Origin of the sequence: Streptomyces sp. NPDC002055 (assembly GCF_040296705.1) — a bacterium.
Lineage (GTDB): Bacteria > Actinomycetota > Actinomycetes > Streptomycetales > Streptomycetaceae > Streptomyces.
In genome coordinates this window covers 99725-114583 of record NZ_JBEOXS010000023.1, presented here as the reverse complement: position 1 = coordinate 114583, position 14859 = coordinate 99725, and the positions used below count along the sequence as shown (strand labels likewise).

Genomic DNA, 14859 nt, shown 5'->3' with positions numbered 1-14859 from the left:
CGATCCCCGCCGCCAGGGCCTGAGCGGCCCGCTCGAAGGAGCCGCGCGCCACCGGATCGCCGGCCGGCGGCGCCCGCGCCCCGCTGCCGCACCGGGCAACCGCTCACGGCTCCGCCTCCGATTTCCTTGCCGCCCGGCTTCCGGGGACCCGTCCCCGGACCGGACACGCCAGGCACTCCATGCCCCCGGTGGCCCCGCCACCGGGGGCATGGTGCGTCCCGCCCCGCCCGCAGTGACAGACTGGCCGGGAACCCGCCGGCGCCGGGGCGGCACAGGCCTCCCGGGGGCCGGCCCGTCTCGAGAGAGGGATACGCGCCATGGCGATCGAGGTCGGTACGAAGGCCCCGGATCTTGAGCTGAAGAACCAGCACGGCGAGACCGTGCGTCTCTCCGACTTCCGCGGGGAGAAGAACGTCGTGCTCCTCTTCTACCCGTTCGCCTTCACCGGCGTCTGCACCGGCGAGCTGTGCGCCCTGCGGGACGAGCTGCCCCGCTTCGTCAACGACGACGTGCAGCTGCTTGCCGTCTCCAACGACTCCCCGTTCACCCTCCGCGTCTTCGCCGAGCAGGAGGGGCTGGAGTACCCGCTGCTGTCGGACTTCTGGCCGCACGGCGAGGCGTCGCGCGCCTACGGCGTCTTCGACGAGGAGAAGGGCTGCGCGGTCCGCGGCACCTTCATCATCGACAAGGAGGGCGTGGTGCGCTGGACCGTGGTCAACGGTCTGCCCGACGCCCGGGACCTGAAGGAGTACGTGAAGGCCCTCGACACGCTCTGACCGGGACTCTCCGCGGCAAACCCCCTGTAGTCGGGGGGGAACCGCTCACTAGGATCGATTCGTTGATCCGATGCCAAGCACGACGGGGGCGCAGGTTGTCTACGTTCCCCTCGAATCGATGGGAGGACTCGTGGGAGTCAGCCTCAGCAAGGGCGGCAACGTCTCGCTGTCCAAGGCAGCCCCCAACCTGACGGCGGTCACCGTCGGACTGGGCTGGGACGCCCGTACCACCACCGGTACCGACTTCGACCTCGACGCCAGCGCCCTGCTGACCAACGCCGAGGGCAAGGTCGGCAACGACCAGAACTTCGTGTTCTTCAACAACCTCAAGAGCCCGGACGGCTCGGTCGAGCACACCGGTGACAACATCACCGGCGAGGGCGAGGGCGACGACGAGCAGATCAAGGTGAACCTCGCCGCCGTGCCGGCCGATGTCACCAAGATCGTGTTCCCCGTCTCGATCTACGAGGCGGAGAGCCGTCAGCAGAGCTTCGGCCAGGTCCGCAACGCGTTCATCCGCGTGGTGAACCAGGCCGACAACAACGAGCTGGCGCGGTACGACCTCAGTGAGGACGCCTCGACGGAGACCGCCATGGTCTTCGGCGAGCTGTACCGCAATGGCGCGGAATGGAAGTTCCGGGCCATCGGACAGGGGTATGCCTCGGGTCTGCGCGGCATCGCGCAGGACTTCGGGGTCAACGTCTGACCGCGGGTCCACCGGTGTCCGGCGCCGCCACCCTCCCGGGGTGCGGCGCCGGACGCGGATCGGGTGCCGCTCGCGCAGGTCACCCGCAGATCACTCAGGGGAGGAAACACACATGGGCGTCACGCTCGCCAAAGGGGGCAATGTCTCCCTCTCCAAGGCCGCGCCGAACCTCAGGCAGGTGATGGTCGGACTGGGCTGGGACGCGCGCTCCACCACCGGTGCGGCGTTCGACCTCGATGCCAGTGCCCTGCTCTGCCAGGCGGGCAAGGTGCTCGGCGACGAGTGGTTCGTCTTCTACAACAACCTCAAGAGCCCGGACGGCTCCGTGGAGCACACCGGCGACAACCTCACCGGTGAGGGCGAGGGCGACGACGAGTCGCTCCTGGTGGATCTCTCCACCGTCCCCGAGTACGTGGACAAGATCATCTTTCCGGTCTCGATTCATGACGCCGACGCCCGCGGCCAGACATTCGGCCAGGTCAGGAATGCGTTTATCCGGGTGGTGAACCAGGCGGACCAGCAGGAGCTGGCGCGTTACGACCTGAGCGAGGACGCCTCGGGCGAAACCGCGATGATCTTCGGCGAGGTCTACCGGTACGAAGGGGAATGGAAGTTCCGGGCGGTGGGACAGGGGTACGCGTCAGGACTCCGCGGCATCGCTCTAGACTTCGGGGTCAATGTTTCGTAAAGCCTGCGCCCCGGGCGCGGGGGACCCCGTACACACGATTGGGTAGCCAGTGCTTCTGAAAACGTTCGGCTGGTCGTTCGCCGTCACGGTGATCGGCCTTGCCGCAGCCGCCTGGGGATGGGGGTGGCAGGCGTTCGGGGTCGTGTTGATCCTGTCCATCCTCGAGATCTCCCTCTCCTTCGACAACGCCGTCGTCAATGCCGGCGTGCTGAAGAAGATGAATGCCTTCTGGCAGAAGATCTTCCTCACCATCGGCATTCTCATCGCGGTCTTCGGTATGCGGCTGGTGTTCCCGGTCGTGATCGTCGCGATCAGCGCCAAGGTGGGGCCGATCGAGGCCGTGCAGCTCGCTCTGGACAAGCCGGACGAGTACCAGGCCCTGGTCACCGACGCCCACCCGGCGATCGCCGCCTTCGGTGGCATGTTCCTGCTGATGATCTTCCTGGACTTCATCTTCGAGGACCGGGACATCAAGTGGCTCGGCTGGATCGAGCGCCCGCTCGCCAAGCTCGGCAAGGTCGACATGCTGTCGGTCTGCATCGCCCTGATCGTGCTGCTGGTCTCGGCGATGACCTTCGCCACCCACGCGCACCAGAGCACCGGTCACGCCGACAAGTCGTCCACCGTGCTGCTCGCGGGGGTCGCCGGTCTGATCACCTACCTCCTGGTGGGCGGACTCTCCGGCCACTTCGAGAACAAGCTCGAGGAAGAGGAGGAGCGCGAGCAGGAGGCCGAGGAGGAGGCCAAGAAGGCGGGCAAGGAGCCCACCATGGTCGGCATCGCGGGCAAGGCCGCGTTCTTCATGTTCCTCTACCTCGAGGTGCTGGACGCGTCCTTCTCCTTCGACGGCGTCATCGGCGCCTTCGCCGTCACCAACCAGATCTTCTGGATGGCGCTGGGCCTCGGCATCGGCGCGATGTACGTCCGGTCGCTCACGGTCTACCTGGTGCGCCAGGGCACGCTCGACGAGTACGTCTACCTGGAGCACGGTGCGCACTACGCCATCGGCGCCCTCGCGGTGATCCTGCTCGTCACCATCCAGTACGAGATCCCCGAGGTCATCACCGGCGGCATCGGCGTCCTGCTGATCGCCCTGTCCTTCTGGTCGTCGGTGCGCCGCAACCGCGCCGAGGCGGCCGAGGGCGGCTCCAGCGAGGAGAAGTCCGAGGTCACCTCCGGGGTGTGACCACAGCGGGTTTGAGGAACGCTCTGAACCGGGGCGGTCACGAGGCGCAGTCCTCGTGGCCGCCCCGTGCTGTTCGGGGCCGACAAATGTGGGGGTCGAGATGTCCTTCTGGAACAACGTGCTGCGGGGCGGAGGGTCGGGATTCGACAGCGGCAACGCGTCGTCGAACACCATCGAGCTGACGAAACGCCATGCGACGGTGTCGCTCACCAAACAGGGCGCGGCCACCGGAAATCTGCGCGTCAATCTGTCCTGGCGGATGCGCACGTCCGACATCGGCGGCCGCACCCGGAGCATCAGAGACCTGCTGCGCCACCCGCTCAGGATGTTCCAGCCCGAGATGGTGCAGGCGCAGGGGCCCGCGGTGGTGCAGATCGACCTCGACCTGGCCTGCCTCTACGAGCTGCAGGACGGCACCAAGGGCGTCGTCCAGCCGCTCGGCGAATTCCTCGGCGACATCAATTCCCCGCCGTATGTGAAGCTCAGCGGCGACGACCGGTTCGGATCCGGCTCCGGCGAGACGATCTACATCAACCTGGACCACCGGGACGAGATCAAGCGGCTGCTGATCTTCGTCTACATCTACGACGGCACCCCGGCCTTCGACCGCACGCACGCCGTCGTCACCCTCTACCCCAGCAACGGCCCGCGGGTGGAGATCGGCCTCGACGAGCGCGCCCCGCAGGCCCGCTCCTGCGCCGTGCTGATGATCGAGAACAACAAGGGCGAGCTGACGGTCCGGCGCGAGGTGAAGTACGTCTACGGCTTCCAGGCCGAGCTCGACCGGCTCTACGGCTGGGGGATGCACTGGGGCCGGGGGTACAAGAAGACCGGGGTCTAGGCAGCACGACCGCCACGACCGGCACGTCCGGGCCGTCCCGGACGCCGGCCGTCCGAACGGCCCGTGCGCCGGGGCCGGTTCCGGCACACGGAACCGGCCGCCGTCACCTCATCGGTTCTGCTGGAACTGCGGCCCCTGGGGCGGCAGCGTCACCGGCTCGCCCGTCGCGGACTGCGGATAGCCGTACGCGGGCTGCTGCGGGTAGCCGTAGGCGGGCGCGGGCTGCTGCGGCGGCACCGTGGGCGGTGCGGTCGGAGGCAGCGGGGGATAGCCGTACCCCTGCTGCAGGGGCTCGGTGGGCGCGGAGTCGGCGACGGGGCGCGGCTCGGGCTGTGCCTCGGGCAGCGGCTGGGACGGCGACTGCTGCGCCTCGGGACCGGGCTGCGGCCAGGCCTCCGGCTCCGGGGTGCCGGCCGTCTCCGGCCCGCCCTCCTCGACCGAGATCCCGAACTCGGTGGCCAGGCCGAGCAGACCGGAGTCGTAGCCCTGGCCCAGCGCGCGGAACTTCCAGGCGTCCCCGCGACGGTAGAACTCTCCGCAGATCAGGGCGGTTTCGTCGCCGGTCTCGGGCTGCACCACGAACGTCGCGATCGGCTCGCCGCTGCCGGGCTCGCCGCCCGCCGCCGGCTCGTCGGCGGCGTACAGCAGCACGCACAGGTCCTGGACCATGCCGAAGGCGCCGCCGTCCGCGGACGCGGCCAGCACCACCCGGTCGACCGACGGTTCCATCGGCGGCAGCTCCGCCTCGATGGTGTCGGTGAGCCCTTCGGCCAGCCGCTTCTTGGGCAGGTGGCGGACCAGGCCGGACGGGTGCTGCGGCTGGTTGTAGAAGATGAAGTCCTCATCCGTACGCACCCGCCCGTCGGGGCCCAGCAGCAGGGCCGACGCATCGACATCGGGTACGTCCGGACCGGGGGTCCAGCGCAGTACCGCCCGTACGGTGGTGGCCTCCAGCGGGATGTTCGACCCCTTGAGCATCGCATGCGTCATGTCCGCAATCCTGCCCTCCCCGTGACGGCGGGAACAACGCGGGGGTTCGGAGACGCCCCCGGTGTCCGGCCGTCGGCAACGTCGGTGACGCGTACCGGCTACTTGGTTTTTATGGACTCGTTCATGGTTTTGGGGAACTCTTGACCCTTGGCCGGACGTACGATGACCGGCTGGATCGAGTCGTCGCACTGTCATCAGCACGGGGGAACGCATGCGTCATTTCGGGCACCTGTCGCCCGGCGTCCGCCAGGGACTGTTCCACCGTGAACCGGCCGAGTTCACCGCGGACGCCCCGGCCCGTACGCTCGCCGCCGCCCTCGGCGCGACGCTCTACAGCCCCGCGACCCGTCCCCGGCTCGCCGAGGACGTGCTCAAACAGGCCGACCGCGGTGTGGTGTCCATGGTGCTGTGCCTGGAGGACTCCATCAGCGACACCGAGGTCGCGGCGGCCGAGGACAACCTGGTCCGGCACCTCACCGCCCTCCACGACGGCGCACGGGACCACCCGCTGCTCTTCGTCCGGGTCCGGGAGCCGGGGCAGATCCCCGACCTCGTGCACCGGCTCGGGCCGGCCGTGCGGACCCTGTCCGGATTCGTGCTGCCGAAGTTCACCGAGGAGCGCGGAGTGCCCTTCCTGGAGGCGCTGACCGCGGCCGAGACGGACTGCGGACGGCGGCTTTTCGCCATGCCCGTCCTGGAGTCCCCGGAACTGCTGCACCTGGAGAGCCGCCCCGAGACGCTGGCCGGCATCCGGCGGACCGTCGACAAGTACCGCGACCGCGTCCTGGCGCTCCGGCTCGGCGTCACCGACTTCTGCTCCGCCTACGGACTGCGCCGCCCGCCGGACATGACCGCCTACGACGTCCAGATCGTCGCCTCGGTGATCGGCGACGTGGTGAACACCCTCGGCCGCGCGGACGGCACCGGCTACACCGTGACCGGGCCGGTCTGGGAGTACTTCCGGCTCCAGGAGCGGATGTTCAAGCCCCAGCTGCGGCGCAGCCCGTTCACCGGGCGCGCCGAGGAGCTGCGCACCGCGCTCATCGAGCACGACCTCGACGGGCTGCTGCGGGAGATAGAGCTCGACCGGGCCAACGGTCTGCAGGGCAAGACCTGCATCCACCCGTCGCACGTCACCCCCGTTCATGCATTGTCCGTGGTCAGCCATGAGGAGTTCAGCGACGCAGCGGACATACTGAAACCGGAACGCTGCGGCGGCGGAGTGCTGCGGTCGGCGTACACGAACAAGATGAACGAGGTGAAGCCGCACCGGGCGTGGGCCGAGCGCACGCTCCTGCGGGCCGAGGTCTTCGGGGTGGCCCGGGAGGACGTGGGCTTCGTCGAACTGCTCGCCGCGGGGCTGACGTGACCGCTGCGGGCCGCGGCGGGCGGACGGCCGTGCGGGGCAGGCCGGGGACCGGGTCTCCGGGGAACGGCTCCGCCGGGACCGGGGCGCCTCCCGGGAGGGCGGCGGCGAGCGGTGTGGCTGCCGCGGACATGACGGAACACGGGACGGTCGTCGACGGGACGGCCGCCGACAGGACGGGAGAACGGCGCGGCATGGTGTGGTCGGGACAGTGGGTCGCGGACCGGCTGGGTGTGGAGCTCACCGGGGACGAGGAGCTGACCGGCCTGCTGGGCATGGCGCTGCGCCGCAACCCCAAACGGGCCCACCTCCTCGTCTCGAACGTCCTCGGCAAGCATGTGCCGCAGCGGCCGGACACCGTCCACGGAGCGGGCTTCGGGCTGGGCCGGCGGGTGCGCGAGCTGCTCGGCGAGGAGGCCGCCGCGCGGGCCGTCGTCCTGGGCTACGCCGAGACCGCCACCGGCCTCGGCCACTCGGTCGCCGACGGGCTGGGCACCGCGCCGTGCCTGCACTCCACCCGCCGCCCGGTGGCCGGGGTCGGGCCGGCCGCCGAGTTCCAGGAGGCCCACAGCCACGCCACCGACCACCTGCTGCTGCCCGAGGATCCTCAGCTGCTGACCGGGGACGGCCCGCTGGTCCTGGTCGACGACGAATTCTCCACCGGCAACACCGTCCGCAACACCATCCGCTCGCTGCACGCCCGCCACCCGCGCGACCACTACGTGGTGGTCGCCCTCGTCGACATGCGGTCGGCCGGGGACCGGGAGCGGCTCGACGCCTTCGCCGCGGGGCTCGGCGCCCGGGTGGACCTGGTCGCCCTGGCCGCGGGCGGCGTCCGGCTGCCCGAGGACGTCCTGGACCGGGGCCGCCGGCTCGTCGAGGAGCACGAGACCCCGCCGCCCGCTCCCGCGGACCCCCACGCGGCGGTGCGCGTCGACCTGGGCTGGCCCGCGGGCCTCCCGGACGGCGGACGGCACGGCTTCACCCCCGCCCACCGGGACGCGCTCGACCGGGCCCTGCCGGACATGGCCGCCCGGATCGCCGCAGCCCTGCCCGCCGGGGCCCGGCGGGTGCTCGTCCTCGGCTTCGAGGAGCTGATGTACGCGCCGCTGCGGCTGGCGCAGGCCCTGGACCGGGCGGCGGACGCGGAGGTCCGCTACTCCACCACGACGCGCTCCCCGGTCCTCGCCGTGGACGCCCCCGGATACGCGATCCGCACCCGGCTCGTCTTCGGCGACCACGACGCCCCGGCGGACGGCCCCGGGCTCCGCTACGCCTACAACGTCGCCCCCGGCAGCGACCCCGGCCGCCGCTTCGACGCGGTCGTCGCCGTGGTCGACTCCGTCGGCGACACCCCCGGACTCCAGGCCCCCGACGGCCTGCTGGCACATCTGGCCCCGCACACCGACCGGGTGCTGCTCGCCGTGGTGCCCTCGTACGTCCCCGCGCCGGCGCGGAACCGCACCGCGCCCGGCGGTGAGCGGCGGGACGATGGCCGACACCAGGACGACATCCCGGCGGCGGCCCCCGGCGCCGGCCGGCCGGGCACCGGGGCCCTCCCGGAGCCGCTGCGCGGACCGGCCTTCTCGTCCTACGCCCCCGACGACGTCGGCTGGCTCCTCCAGGACTTCTCCGAAGCCGCGCTGGAGGCACCCACCGAGGAGCGGGAGGAGGCGATCCAGCGCGGCGGCGCCCACTACGCCGAGTCGCTGCCCGTCGAGTACCAGCCCAACGCCGCCTACCAGGAGCTCTTCCGCTCCGCGCTGGACACCTCCGCCGCCCGGATCGCCCGCGCGGTCGGCACCGTCACCGAGACCGTCCTCGCCGAACGCGGCGGCGCGGACCGCCGGGGCGGCGGCCCGGTCCTGGTGTCCCTGGCGCGCGCCGGAACCCCCGTCGGCGTCCTCATGCGCCGCTGGGCCCGGCACGCGCACGGCCTCGACCTCCCGCACTACGCCATCTCCATCGTCCGCGGCCGGGGCATCGACACCACGGCGCTGCGCTGGCTGGCGGCCCACCACGACCCGGCCGACGTCGTCTTCGTCGACGGCTGGACCGGCAAGGGCGCCATCACCCGCGAACTGGCCGCCGCCGTCGCGCCCTTCCCCGGATTCGACCCGGAGGTCGCGGTGCTCGCCGACCCGGGCCGCTGCGTCCGCACCTACGGCACCCGCGAGGACTTCCTCATCCCCTCCGCCTGCCTGAACTCCACGGTCTCCGGCCTGGTCTCGCGGACCGTGCTGCGCGCCGACCTCGTCGGGCCGGACGACTTCCACGGCGCGAAGTTCTACCGCGAACTGGCCGGATCCGATGTCTCCGGCCTCTTCCTCGACACCGTCGCCGCCCGCTTCGCCGAGGTCACCGACGACGCCACCCGCGACGCCAAGGAGCTCATGGCCGCCGACCGCACCCCCACCTGGGAGGGCTGGGCCGCGGTGGAGCGGATCAGCGAGCAGTACGGCATCCACGACGTGAACCTCGTCAAACCCGGCGTCGGCGAGACCACCCGCGTCCTGCTGCGCCGCGTCCCCTGGCGGATCCTCGCGCGCCGCGGCGCGGGCGCCGACCTGGACCACGTACGGCTCCTCGCCGAGCAGCGCGACGTGCCGGTCGAGGAGGTCGACGGCCTGCCCTACACCTGCGTCGGGCTGATCCACCCCCGCTACACCCGCGGCGCGACCGGCACCGACGGCCGGGCGGTGAACGCGTCATGACACCGGCTCCCGCCGCTCCCGCCCTGGTCGCCAGCGACCTCGACCGCACCCTGATCTACTCCGCGGCCGCCCTCGGGCTCGACATGCCCGACGACCGGGCCCCCCGGCTGCTCTGCGTCGAGGTCTACCAGCACCAGCCGCTCTCCTACGTGACCGAGACCGCGGCCGGCCTGCTCGCCGAACTGGCCCGCGCCGCGGTCTTCGTGCCCACCACCACCCGCACCCGGGAGCAGTACGGCCGCATCCGCCTGCCCGGCCCCGCCTCCCGGTACGCGATCTGCGCCAACGGCGGGCACCTCCTGGTGGACGGCGTGTCCGACCCCGACTGGCAGGCCCACGTCCGCCGCACCCTGGACTCCGGCTGCGCCCCGCTCGCCGCCGTCCGCGAGTACCTGGTGCGCTCCGCCGATCCGTCCTGGCTGCTCAAGGAGCGGGTCGCCGAGGACCTCTTCGCCTATCTCGTCGTCGACCGGGGGCTGCTCCCCGACAACTGGGTGAAGGACCTCGCCGACTGGGCCGAGGAGCAGGGCTGGACCGTCTCGCTGCAGGGCCGCAAGGTCTACGCCGTGCCGAAGCCGCTCACCAAGAGCGCCGCCCTCGCCGAGGTCGTGCGCCGCACGGGCGCCGGCCGGGTCCTCACGGCGGGGGACTCGCTCCTCGACGCGGACCTGCTGCTCGCAGGCGACCGGGGGTGGCGTCCCGGCCACGGCGAACTGGCCGACAGCGGCTGGACCGCGCCCCACGTCACCGCGCTCGGGCTGCGCGGGGTGGCCGCCGGGGAGGAGATCCTGCGGGAGGCGCTGCGGGCCGTCTCCCGATGAGGCTGCACGCCGTCTCCGGGTGAGCCAGGATGACGGCATGGCTGAGTCGAAATCGAACCCGCTGACCCAGGAGCTCTACGACTACGTGCTCGCGCACAACCCGCCGCTCGACCCGGTGCAGCGCGAGCTCGTCGAGACCACGCACACCGCCCTCGCCGACGTCGCCGGCCTCCAGGTGGCCGAGGAACAGGGCCCGTTGCTGGCCTTTCTGGTACGGCTCACCGGCGCCCGGCACATCGTGGAGGTCGGCACCTTCACGGGCCTGTCCACCCTCTCCATGGCCGAGGCGCTGCCGCCCGGCGGCCGGGTGATCGCCTGTGACGTCTCGGAGGAGTGGACCGCGTACGGCCGCACGGCCTGGGCGAAGGCCGGGGTGGCCGACCGCGTCGACCTGCGGATCGCGCCCGCCCTCGACACCCTGCGCGGCATGCCCGAGGAGCCGCACATCGACCTGGCGTTCCTGGACGCCGACAAGGAGAACTACATCCCGTACTGGGAGGAACTGGTGCCCAGGATGCGGCAGGGCGGCCTGGTGGTCGTGGACAACGTGCTCTTCCACGGCCAGGTCCCCGACCCGGCCGCCACCGGTCCCGCGGCCTCGATCCGGGCGTTCAACGACCATGTGGTCGCGGACGGCCGCATGGAGTCGGTGCTGGTCACGATCGCGGACGGCCTGACGCTGTCCCGCAAACGCTGATACGACGACCCTGAGCGCCGCACGCCCTAGGACCGGCCGGTCCGGGAGGCAGCGAGGGCACGGGCATCCGGGGCGGTCACGGGCAGGCCGACCGCCCGGGCCGCTCCGGAGGCGGCGGTGAGCGCCGCCTCGGAGGGCAGCGGTGGCGTCGGTGAGGGCCGCCTCGGAGGGCAGCGGTGGCGTGCGGTCAGCCGCAGCAGCCGCCACCGCAGCAGCCGCCTCCGCCGCCACCGGCGGGCGCGGCCGGAGCCGAGGCGGTGCCGCCCACGGCGACGGTGGACAGCAGCTTCACCGTGTCCTGGTGGCCGTCCGGGCAGGTGGCGGGCGCGTCGGACTCGGCCATCGGGCGGTTGAGCTCGAAGGTGGTCCCGCAGGAGCGGCAGCTGTACTCGTAGCGAGGCATGGCCCCAGAGTATCCGCCCCGGTGGGGGAGCGGTGGTCCTCGGCGGCCCTCCGGCGCAGTTGGCCGGAACGCTCGGCCGGGGCGGCTGGAACCGGCGGCCGGAACGGGCGGCCGGAAACCCACCGGGAACCGACGGCCGGAACCCGGCCCGGTCCTGGCGACGCGTGCGTCCGGGTATCGGCCGTCTCCGTCCCGGCCGTTCCTGTTCCTTCCGATCCTTCCGACCCTGCTGTTCCGGCCCTCTCCGTCCCGTCCGTCAGCCGTCAGCCGTCCGCCGTCCGCCGTCAGTCGCGCTGCCGGGCCTGGATGCTCAGCCGGGTCGCCTTGGCGCGCAGTGCCGCCTGCTCCCGCTCGGCCTGCTCGGGGTGCCGGGACCGCCAGTACGGGTTGTCGTGCGGCAGCGTCAGACTCACCCGTCCGTACATCCCGAAGATCATCAACAGGATGCCGACCACAAAGCTGAACAGCACGTTCTGGATGCGGAACGCCAGGAAGTTGACGTCGGTCTCCAGCAGCGCCAGATTGACGAACCCGCTGAGCAGGAACCCCACGCTGATCACGATGTTCAGCGTCGAGGCGAAGTTCCCGCCGAGCACCATGCCGACGAAGAGCAGCACGCCCACGACGATCGACAGCACGCTCAGCGCGCCGTTGGTGTTCAGCCCGGCCACCGTGTCACCGCCGGTGTCGAACACCCCGATGTTGCCGGTGAGTCCCACGATGCCGAACGCCAGCAGCACCAGCCCCATGACCCCGGCGCCCACCCGGTAGACCTTGCTCAGACGGTGGTCCACGGGCAGGTGCTCGTCGAGGCGGATCCTCCGGCGACGCGCGGCCCGATCGCTCCGTGGGGTCCGTTCGCTGCGTGGGGTGCGTGCGCTGCGTGGGGTGCGTGCGCTCCGATCACTCCGTGCGGTGGGGTCGGCGGCCATGGAACCGCCTCCTTCCCGGTCGCGAGCACGGGCGCGCACCGGGCCGCGCCCACTCCCAGCATCCGTTCCCCCCGCGCACCTCGCCACCGAGCCGGACCGGCGGGGACGGGGGCCGGCGGTGACAGGCACCAGCGCGGACAGGGACCAGCGCGGATCGGCACCACCGCGGCAGGGACTGCCCGCTGCCGGGCGCCGCGGGGTGCGAGCCGGGCCGCAGGGGAGGCGCCGCAGGGGAGGCGCCTCAGGGGAGGCGGAGAAGCCTAGGGAGCGCTCCCGTGCCCCAGGTCCTCGCGGATCCCGGCCACGACCCGCGCCACGGTCCTCCGGACGCCCTCGGTCTCCGTGAGGAAGTGCCAGTAGTCCGGGTGCCGGCCCTCCAGGCCGGCCACGGCCCGGTCCAGCCGGGCCACCGCGTCGTCCAGCGGACGCGCGTGCCGGGGGTCCGGTGTGCTGCGCCCGGCCATCGCGAGGCGCTGGGCGTCCCGGATCGCGAACCGCGTGCGCTCGATCTCCCGCGAGGGGTCGGTGGACACCTCGTCCAGCCGCCGCAGCCGGTCACCGGCGGCCGACACCGCGTCGTCCGTGGTGTTCAGCAGCGCCCGGACCGTGCTGAGCAGCGACGTCGCGTCCGGCCAGCGCTGGTCGTCGCGGGCCGCCTGCGCCTCCTTGAGCTTCTCCTCGGCCTGGGCGACGGACCGGGCCGCCTGCTCCGGAACCGGCTGGAGGTCCTGCCAGCAGGCGGCGCTGTACCGGCGGCGCAGCTCGCTGAGCACCGGCTCGACCCCTTCGGACCGGGTGGTCAGCGCCTGGGCCCGGGTGCGCAGCGACACCAGCCGGCGGTCGATCTCCGCGGCCTTCTCGGGCAGCCGCTCGGCCTCGCTGCGCACGGCCTCCGCGCCCCGCAGCACCTCGTCCGCGCGGCGGATCGTCTCCTGGACGCCGTGCTGCCCCGCCCCCTGGTTGAGCTTGGTCAGCTCGGGGGAGAGCGCGGCGAGCCGGGCCGCGAGGTCATCCGCCCGCAGGCCGGAGGCGCGCACCTCGTCGAGGGCGCGGGTGGCGGCGAGCAGCGCCTGCCGGGCCCGTTCGACCGCGGGTGCCAGCCGCGCGAGTTGCGTCTCGGCCTTCTCCAGCAGCGGCCCGAGTCCCTGGGCGAACCGGTCGAGATCGACCTTGACCAGCTCCAGCTCGTTCCTGGCCCGGGTCAGATCGTCCCGGGCACGCGCGGCGGCGGCCGGCTCCAGGTCGTCGCGGTCCAGGTCGTGCGCGTCCACGGCACCGATGTAGGCACCGCTGACGTCGTCGATACGCCGCCCGAGGGTCCGGAACTCCTCGACGGCCCGCCGCGCGCCGGGGGAGTCGTCCACGGCGGAGATCGTCTCGATGGAGATCCGCAGGTCGCGCTGGGCGGTGTCGAGCTCGTAGAAGGCGGCGGCAGCGGCGTCCTTGGCGGTCTGCGCGTCGGCCCGCTGGTTCTCGCCGCGGCCCCACCAGCGGCGGGTGCCGCCGCCCGCGAAGGCCCCGGACGCGGTGACGGCCAGCAGCGCCAGCTGAACGGTGACGAGGGTGAGCACATCCCGGAGGACACCTGCTCGGTCCGGCGGCTCGGGGGTGCGACGGTGGCGTGCTCGCTGCGTGTACGGCTGCTGTGGTGTCGCCGTCACATCCCTCTCCCGTGCTCTTCCGCCCCTGCCCGGTGTCATTCTTCCACCCGGCAGGGACGAACACACGGGCCTGGTCAGTTCCCTGTACGCACCGTGATGTCGCCGTTGTCGCTGCGGGCGGTGACGGTGTGCCCGCTGCGGTCGCTCCGCGGCACCGAGACGTCGGTGTCGCCGTTGTCGGTGCCGGCCTCGACCCGGTACCGGGCGCGCGGCAGCGCGACGTCGGTCCCGCCGTTGTCGGTCCCGGTCTCGACCCGGTCGGGCACCCGGGCGAAGGCGAGCCGCACGTCTCCGTTGTCGGACTGCGCCGAGACCCGCCGGGCCCCTATGCCGGTGGCCGAGACGCCGCCGTTGTCGCTGCTGAGGTCGAGCCGCCCACGGCTGTCCCTCACCCGTACGGTGCCGTTGTCCGACGCCAGCGTCAGCGGGGTGCCGAAGCCCTTCGCCGTGAGATCCCCGTTGTCCCCCTTGACGGTCACCGCCGCCGCACGGGGCACCTTGATCACATGTCGTGTGTCGCAGTTGTTGATCAGCCCGTCGCAGTCGACGCCGATCCGCAGTTCGCCATCCTGCATCCGCCAGTACTTCTCCACGCCCCCGCCGACCGCGGTCCAGCCGTTGAACCACCGGGTGACCTCGATCTTCTCCACATCGGCGGGCACCAGCTCGACGTCCGTGTTCTCCGCGACGACGGTCAGGGCGTGCCCCCGGAGGGCGAAGTCGCGCCGCTCGGGCGTCTTGTCGTCCGCGGCATCCGCACTGCCGCAACCGGTGGCGGCCACGGCGAGCAACAGCGCTCCACTGAGCGCGACCACCGACCGGCCGGCGCGGCCACGGGGTGTACGGGCTCCGGCGCGGGCGGGCGTGTCGGCGTCGCCTGGCGTACGGGCGTCGGCGGTGTGGAGGTGGGGCGGACGGTGGCGGAGAGCCACGATGATCTCCCGGGAGGCTGGTGGCGACGAGGACGAAGGGTGCGGCGACGAGCACGGAAACCGGTAGCGACGAGGACGAGGAACGAAAACGCTCCTTGACTGTATGGAGTCGGACATGTGCGACGGCATCCGGCGGCCCACCGGGG

General features: G+C 72.2%; 14 protein-coding genes. 9 read left to right on the top strand and 5 right to left on the bottom strand.

Annotated elements, in window-relative coordinates; all coding sequences use genetic code 11:
- Nucleotides 1-317 precede the first annotated feature (317 nt).
- From ABT112_RS16920 to ABT112_RS16900, 5 genes are all read left to right on the top strand, one after another.
- Nucleotides 318-776 carry a peroxiredoxin gene (locus ABT112_RS16920; protein ID WP_351510205.1) on the top strand — a complete coding sequence of 153 codons (459 nt, stop codon included), beginning with the start codon at nucleotides 318-320 and terminating at the stop codon, nucleotides 774-776.
- A 130-nt stretch (nucleotides 777-906) separates the two neighbouring features.
- Nucleotides 907-1482 carry a TerD family protein gene (locus tag ABT112_RS16915; protein ID WP_351510234.1) on the top strand — a complete coding sequence of 192 codons (576 nt, stop codon included), beginning with the start codon at nucleotides 907-909 and terminating at the stop codon, nucleotides 1480-1482.
- Nucleotides 1483-1594: 112 nt separating this feature from the next.
- Nucleotides 1595-2170, top strand: a complete 576-nt coding sequence (locus ABT112_RS16910; protein ID WP_351510203.1) for a TerD family protein — start codon at nucleotides 1595-1597, stop codon at nucleotides 2168-2170.
- A 49-nt stretch (nucleotides 2171-2219) separates the two neighbouring features.
- The gene (locus tag ABT112_RS16905) at nucleotides 2220-3356 is read left to right on the top strand and encodes a DUF475 domain-containing protein (protein WP_351510201.1); all 1137 of its coding nucleotides are present in this window, start codon (nucleotides 2220-2222) and stop codon (nucleotides 3354-3356) included.
- Nucleotides 3357-3456: 100 nt separating this feature from the next.
- Nucleotides 3457-4197, top strand: coding sequence for a TerD family protein (locus ABT112_RS16900; RefSeq protein ID WP_351510199.1), 741 nt, complete (start codon nucleotides 3457-3459; stop codon nucleotides 4195-4197).
- Between the two features lie 108 nt (nucleotides 4198-4305).
- Here the strand turns inward: ABT112_RS16900 and ABT112_RS16895 are convergent, their stop codons facing one another.
- The gene (locus ABT112_RS16895; protein WP_351510197.1) at nucleotides 4306-5187 is read right to left on the bottom strand and encodes a TerD family protein; all 882 of its coding nucleotides are present in this window, start codon (nucleotides 5185-5187) and stop codon (nucleotides 4306-4308) included.
- A 211-nt stretch (nucleotides 5188-5398) separates the two neighbouring features.
- On the opposite strand from ABT112_RS16895, the gene ABT112_RS16890 reads away from it, so the two are divergent.
- From ABT112_RS16890 to ABT112_RS16875, 4 genes are all read left to right on the top strand, one after another.
- Nucleotides 5399-6556 carry an HpcH/HpaI aldolase/citrate lyase family protein gene (locus tag ABT112_RS16890; protein WP_351510195.1) on the top strand — a complete coding sequence of 386 codons (1158 nt, stop codon included), beginning with the start codon at nucleotides 5399-5401 and terminating at the stop codon, nucleotides 6554-6556.
- A gap of 128 nt (nucleotides 6557-6684) precedes the next feature.
- Complete coding sequence (locus tag ABT112_RS16885) at nucleotides 6685-9267, top strand: phosphoribosyltransferase (RefSeq protein ID WP_502975367.1); 2583 nt, start codon at nucleotides 6685-6687, stop codon at nucleotides 9265-9267.
- Nucleotides 9264-10088 (top strand): HAD family hydrolase, encoded by an 825-nt coding sequence (locus tag ABT112_RS16880; protein ID WP_351510193.1) that lies wholly within the window; start codon nucleotides 9264-9266, stop codon nucleotides 10086-10088. The genes ABT112_RS16885 and ABT112_RS16880 overlap by 4 nt, the downstream gene beginning before the upstream one ends.
- A 37-nt stretch (nucleotides 10089-10125) precedes the next feature.
- Nucleotides 10126-10785, top strand: coding sequence for an O-methyltransferase (locus ABT112_RS16875; protein WP_351510191.1), 660 nt, complete (start codon nucleotides 10126-10128; stop codon nucleotides 10783-10785).
- A gap of 187 nt (nucleotides 10786-10972) precedes the next feature.
- Here the strand turns inward: ABT112_RS16875 and ABT112_RS16870 are convergent, their stop codons facing one another.
- From ABT112_RS16870 to ABT112_RS16855, 4 genes are all read right to left on the bottom strand, one after another.
- The gene (locus tag ABT112_RS16870) at nucleotides 10973-11188 is read right to left on the bottom strand and encodes an FmdB family zinc ribbon protein (protein ID WP_351510189.1); all 216 of its coding nucleotides are present in this window, start codon (nucleotides 11186-11188) and stop codon (nucleotides 10973-10975) included.
- Between the two features lie 284 nt (nucleotides 11189-11472).
- Complete coding sequence (locus ABT112_RS16865) at nucleotides 11473-11982, bottom strand: DUF4383 domain-containing protein (RefSeq protein ID WP_502975366.1); 510 nt, start codon at nucleotides 11980-11982, stop codon at nucleotides 11473-11475.
- A gap of 398 nt (nucleotides 11983-12380) precedes the next feature.
- A complete protein-coding gene (locus ABT112_RS16860; protein WP_502975365.1) occupies nucleotides 12381-13781 on the bottom strand; it encodes a hypothetical protein in 1401 nt (466 codons plus the stop codon).
- Between the two features lie 74 nt (nucleotides 13782-13855).
- Entirely contained in the window at nucleotides 13856-14713 is an 858-nt protein-coding gene (locus ABT112_RS16855; RefSeq protein WP_351510184.1) for a DUF4097 family beta strand repeat-containing protein, read from the bottom strand.
- Between the last annotated feature and the right edge of the window lie 146 nt (nucleotides 14714-14859).

Coding starts and splice junctions, on each gene's coding strand:
- ABT112_RS16875 (WP_351510191.1), top strand. CDS start 10,126: ATGGCTGAGTCGAAATCGAACCCGCTGACCCAGGAGCTCTACGACTAC.
- ABT112_RS16900 (WP_351510199.1), top strand. CDS start 3,457: ATGTCCTTCTGGAACAACGTGCTGCGGGGCGGAGGGTCGGGATTCGAC.
- ABT112_RS16895 (WP_351510197.1), bottom strand. CDS start 5,187: ATGACGCATGCGATGCTCAAGGGGTCGAACATCCCGCTGGAGGCCACC.
- ABT112_RS16880 (WP_351510193.1), top strand. CDS start 9,264: ATGACACCGGCTCCCGCCGCTCCCGCCCTGGTCGCCAGCGACCTCGAC.
- ABT112_RS16870 (WP_351510189.1), bottom strand. CDS start 11,188: ATGCCTCGCTACGAGTACAGCTGCCGCTCCTGCGGGACCACCTTCGAG.
- ABT112_RS16890 (WP_351510195.1), top strand. CDS start 5,399: ATGCGTCATTTCGGGCACCTGTCGCCCGGCGTCCGCCAGGGACTGTTC.
- ABT112_RS16885 (WP_502975367.1), top strand. CDS start 6,685: ATGACGGAACACGGGACGGTCGTCGACGGGACGGCCGCCGACAGGACG.
- ABT112_RS16920 (WP_351510205.1), top strand. CDS start 318: ATGGCGATCGAGGTCGGTACGAAGGCCCCGGATCTTGAGCTGAAGAAC.
- ABT112_RS16910 (WP_351510203.1), top strand. CDS start 1,595: ATGGGCGTCACGCTCGCCAAAGGGGGCAATGTCTCCCTCTCCAAGGCC.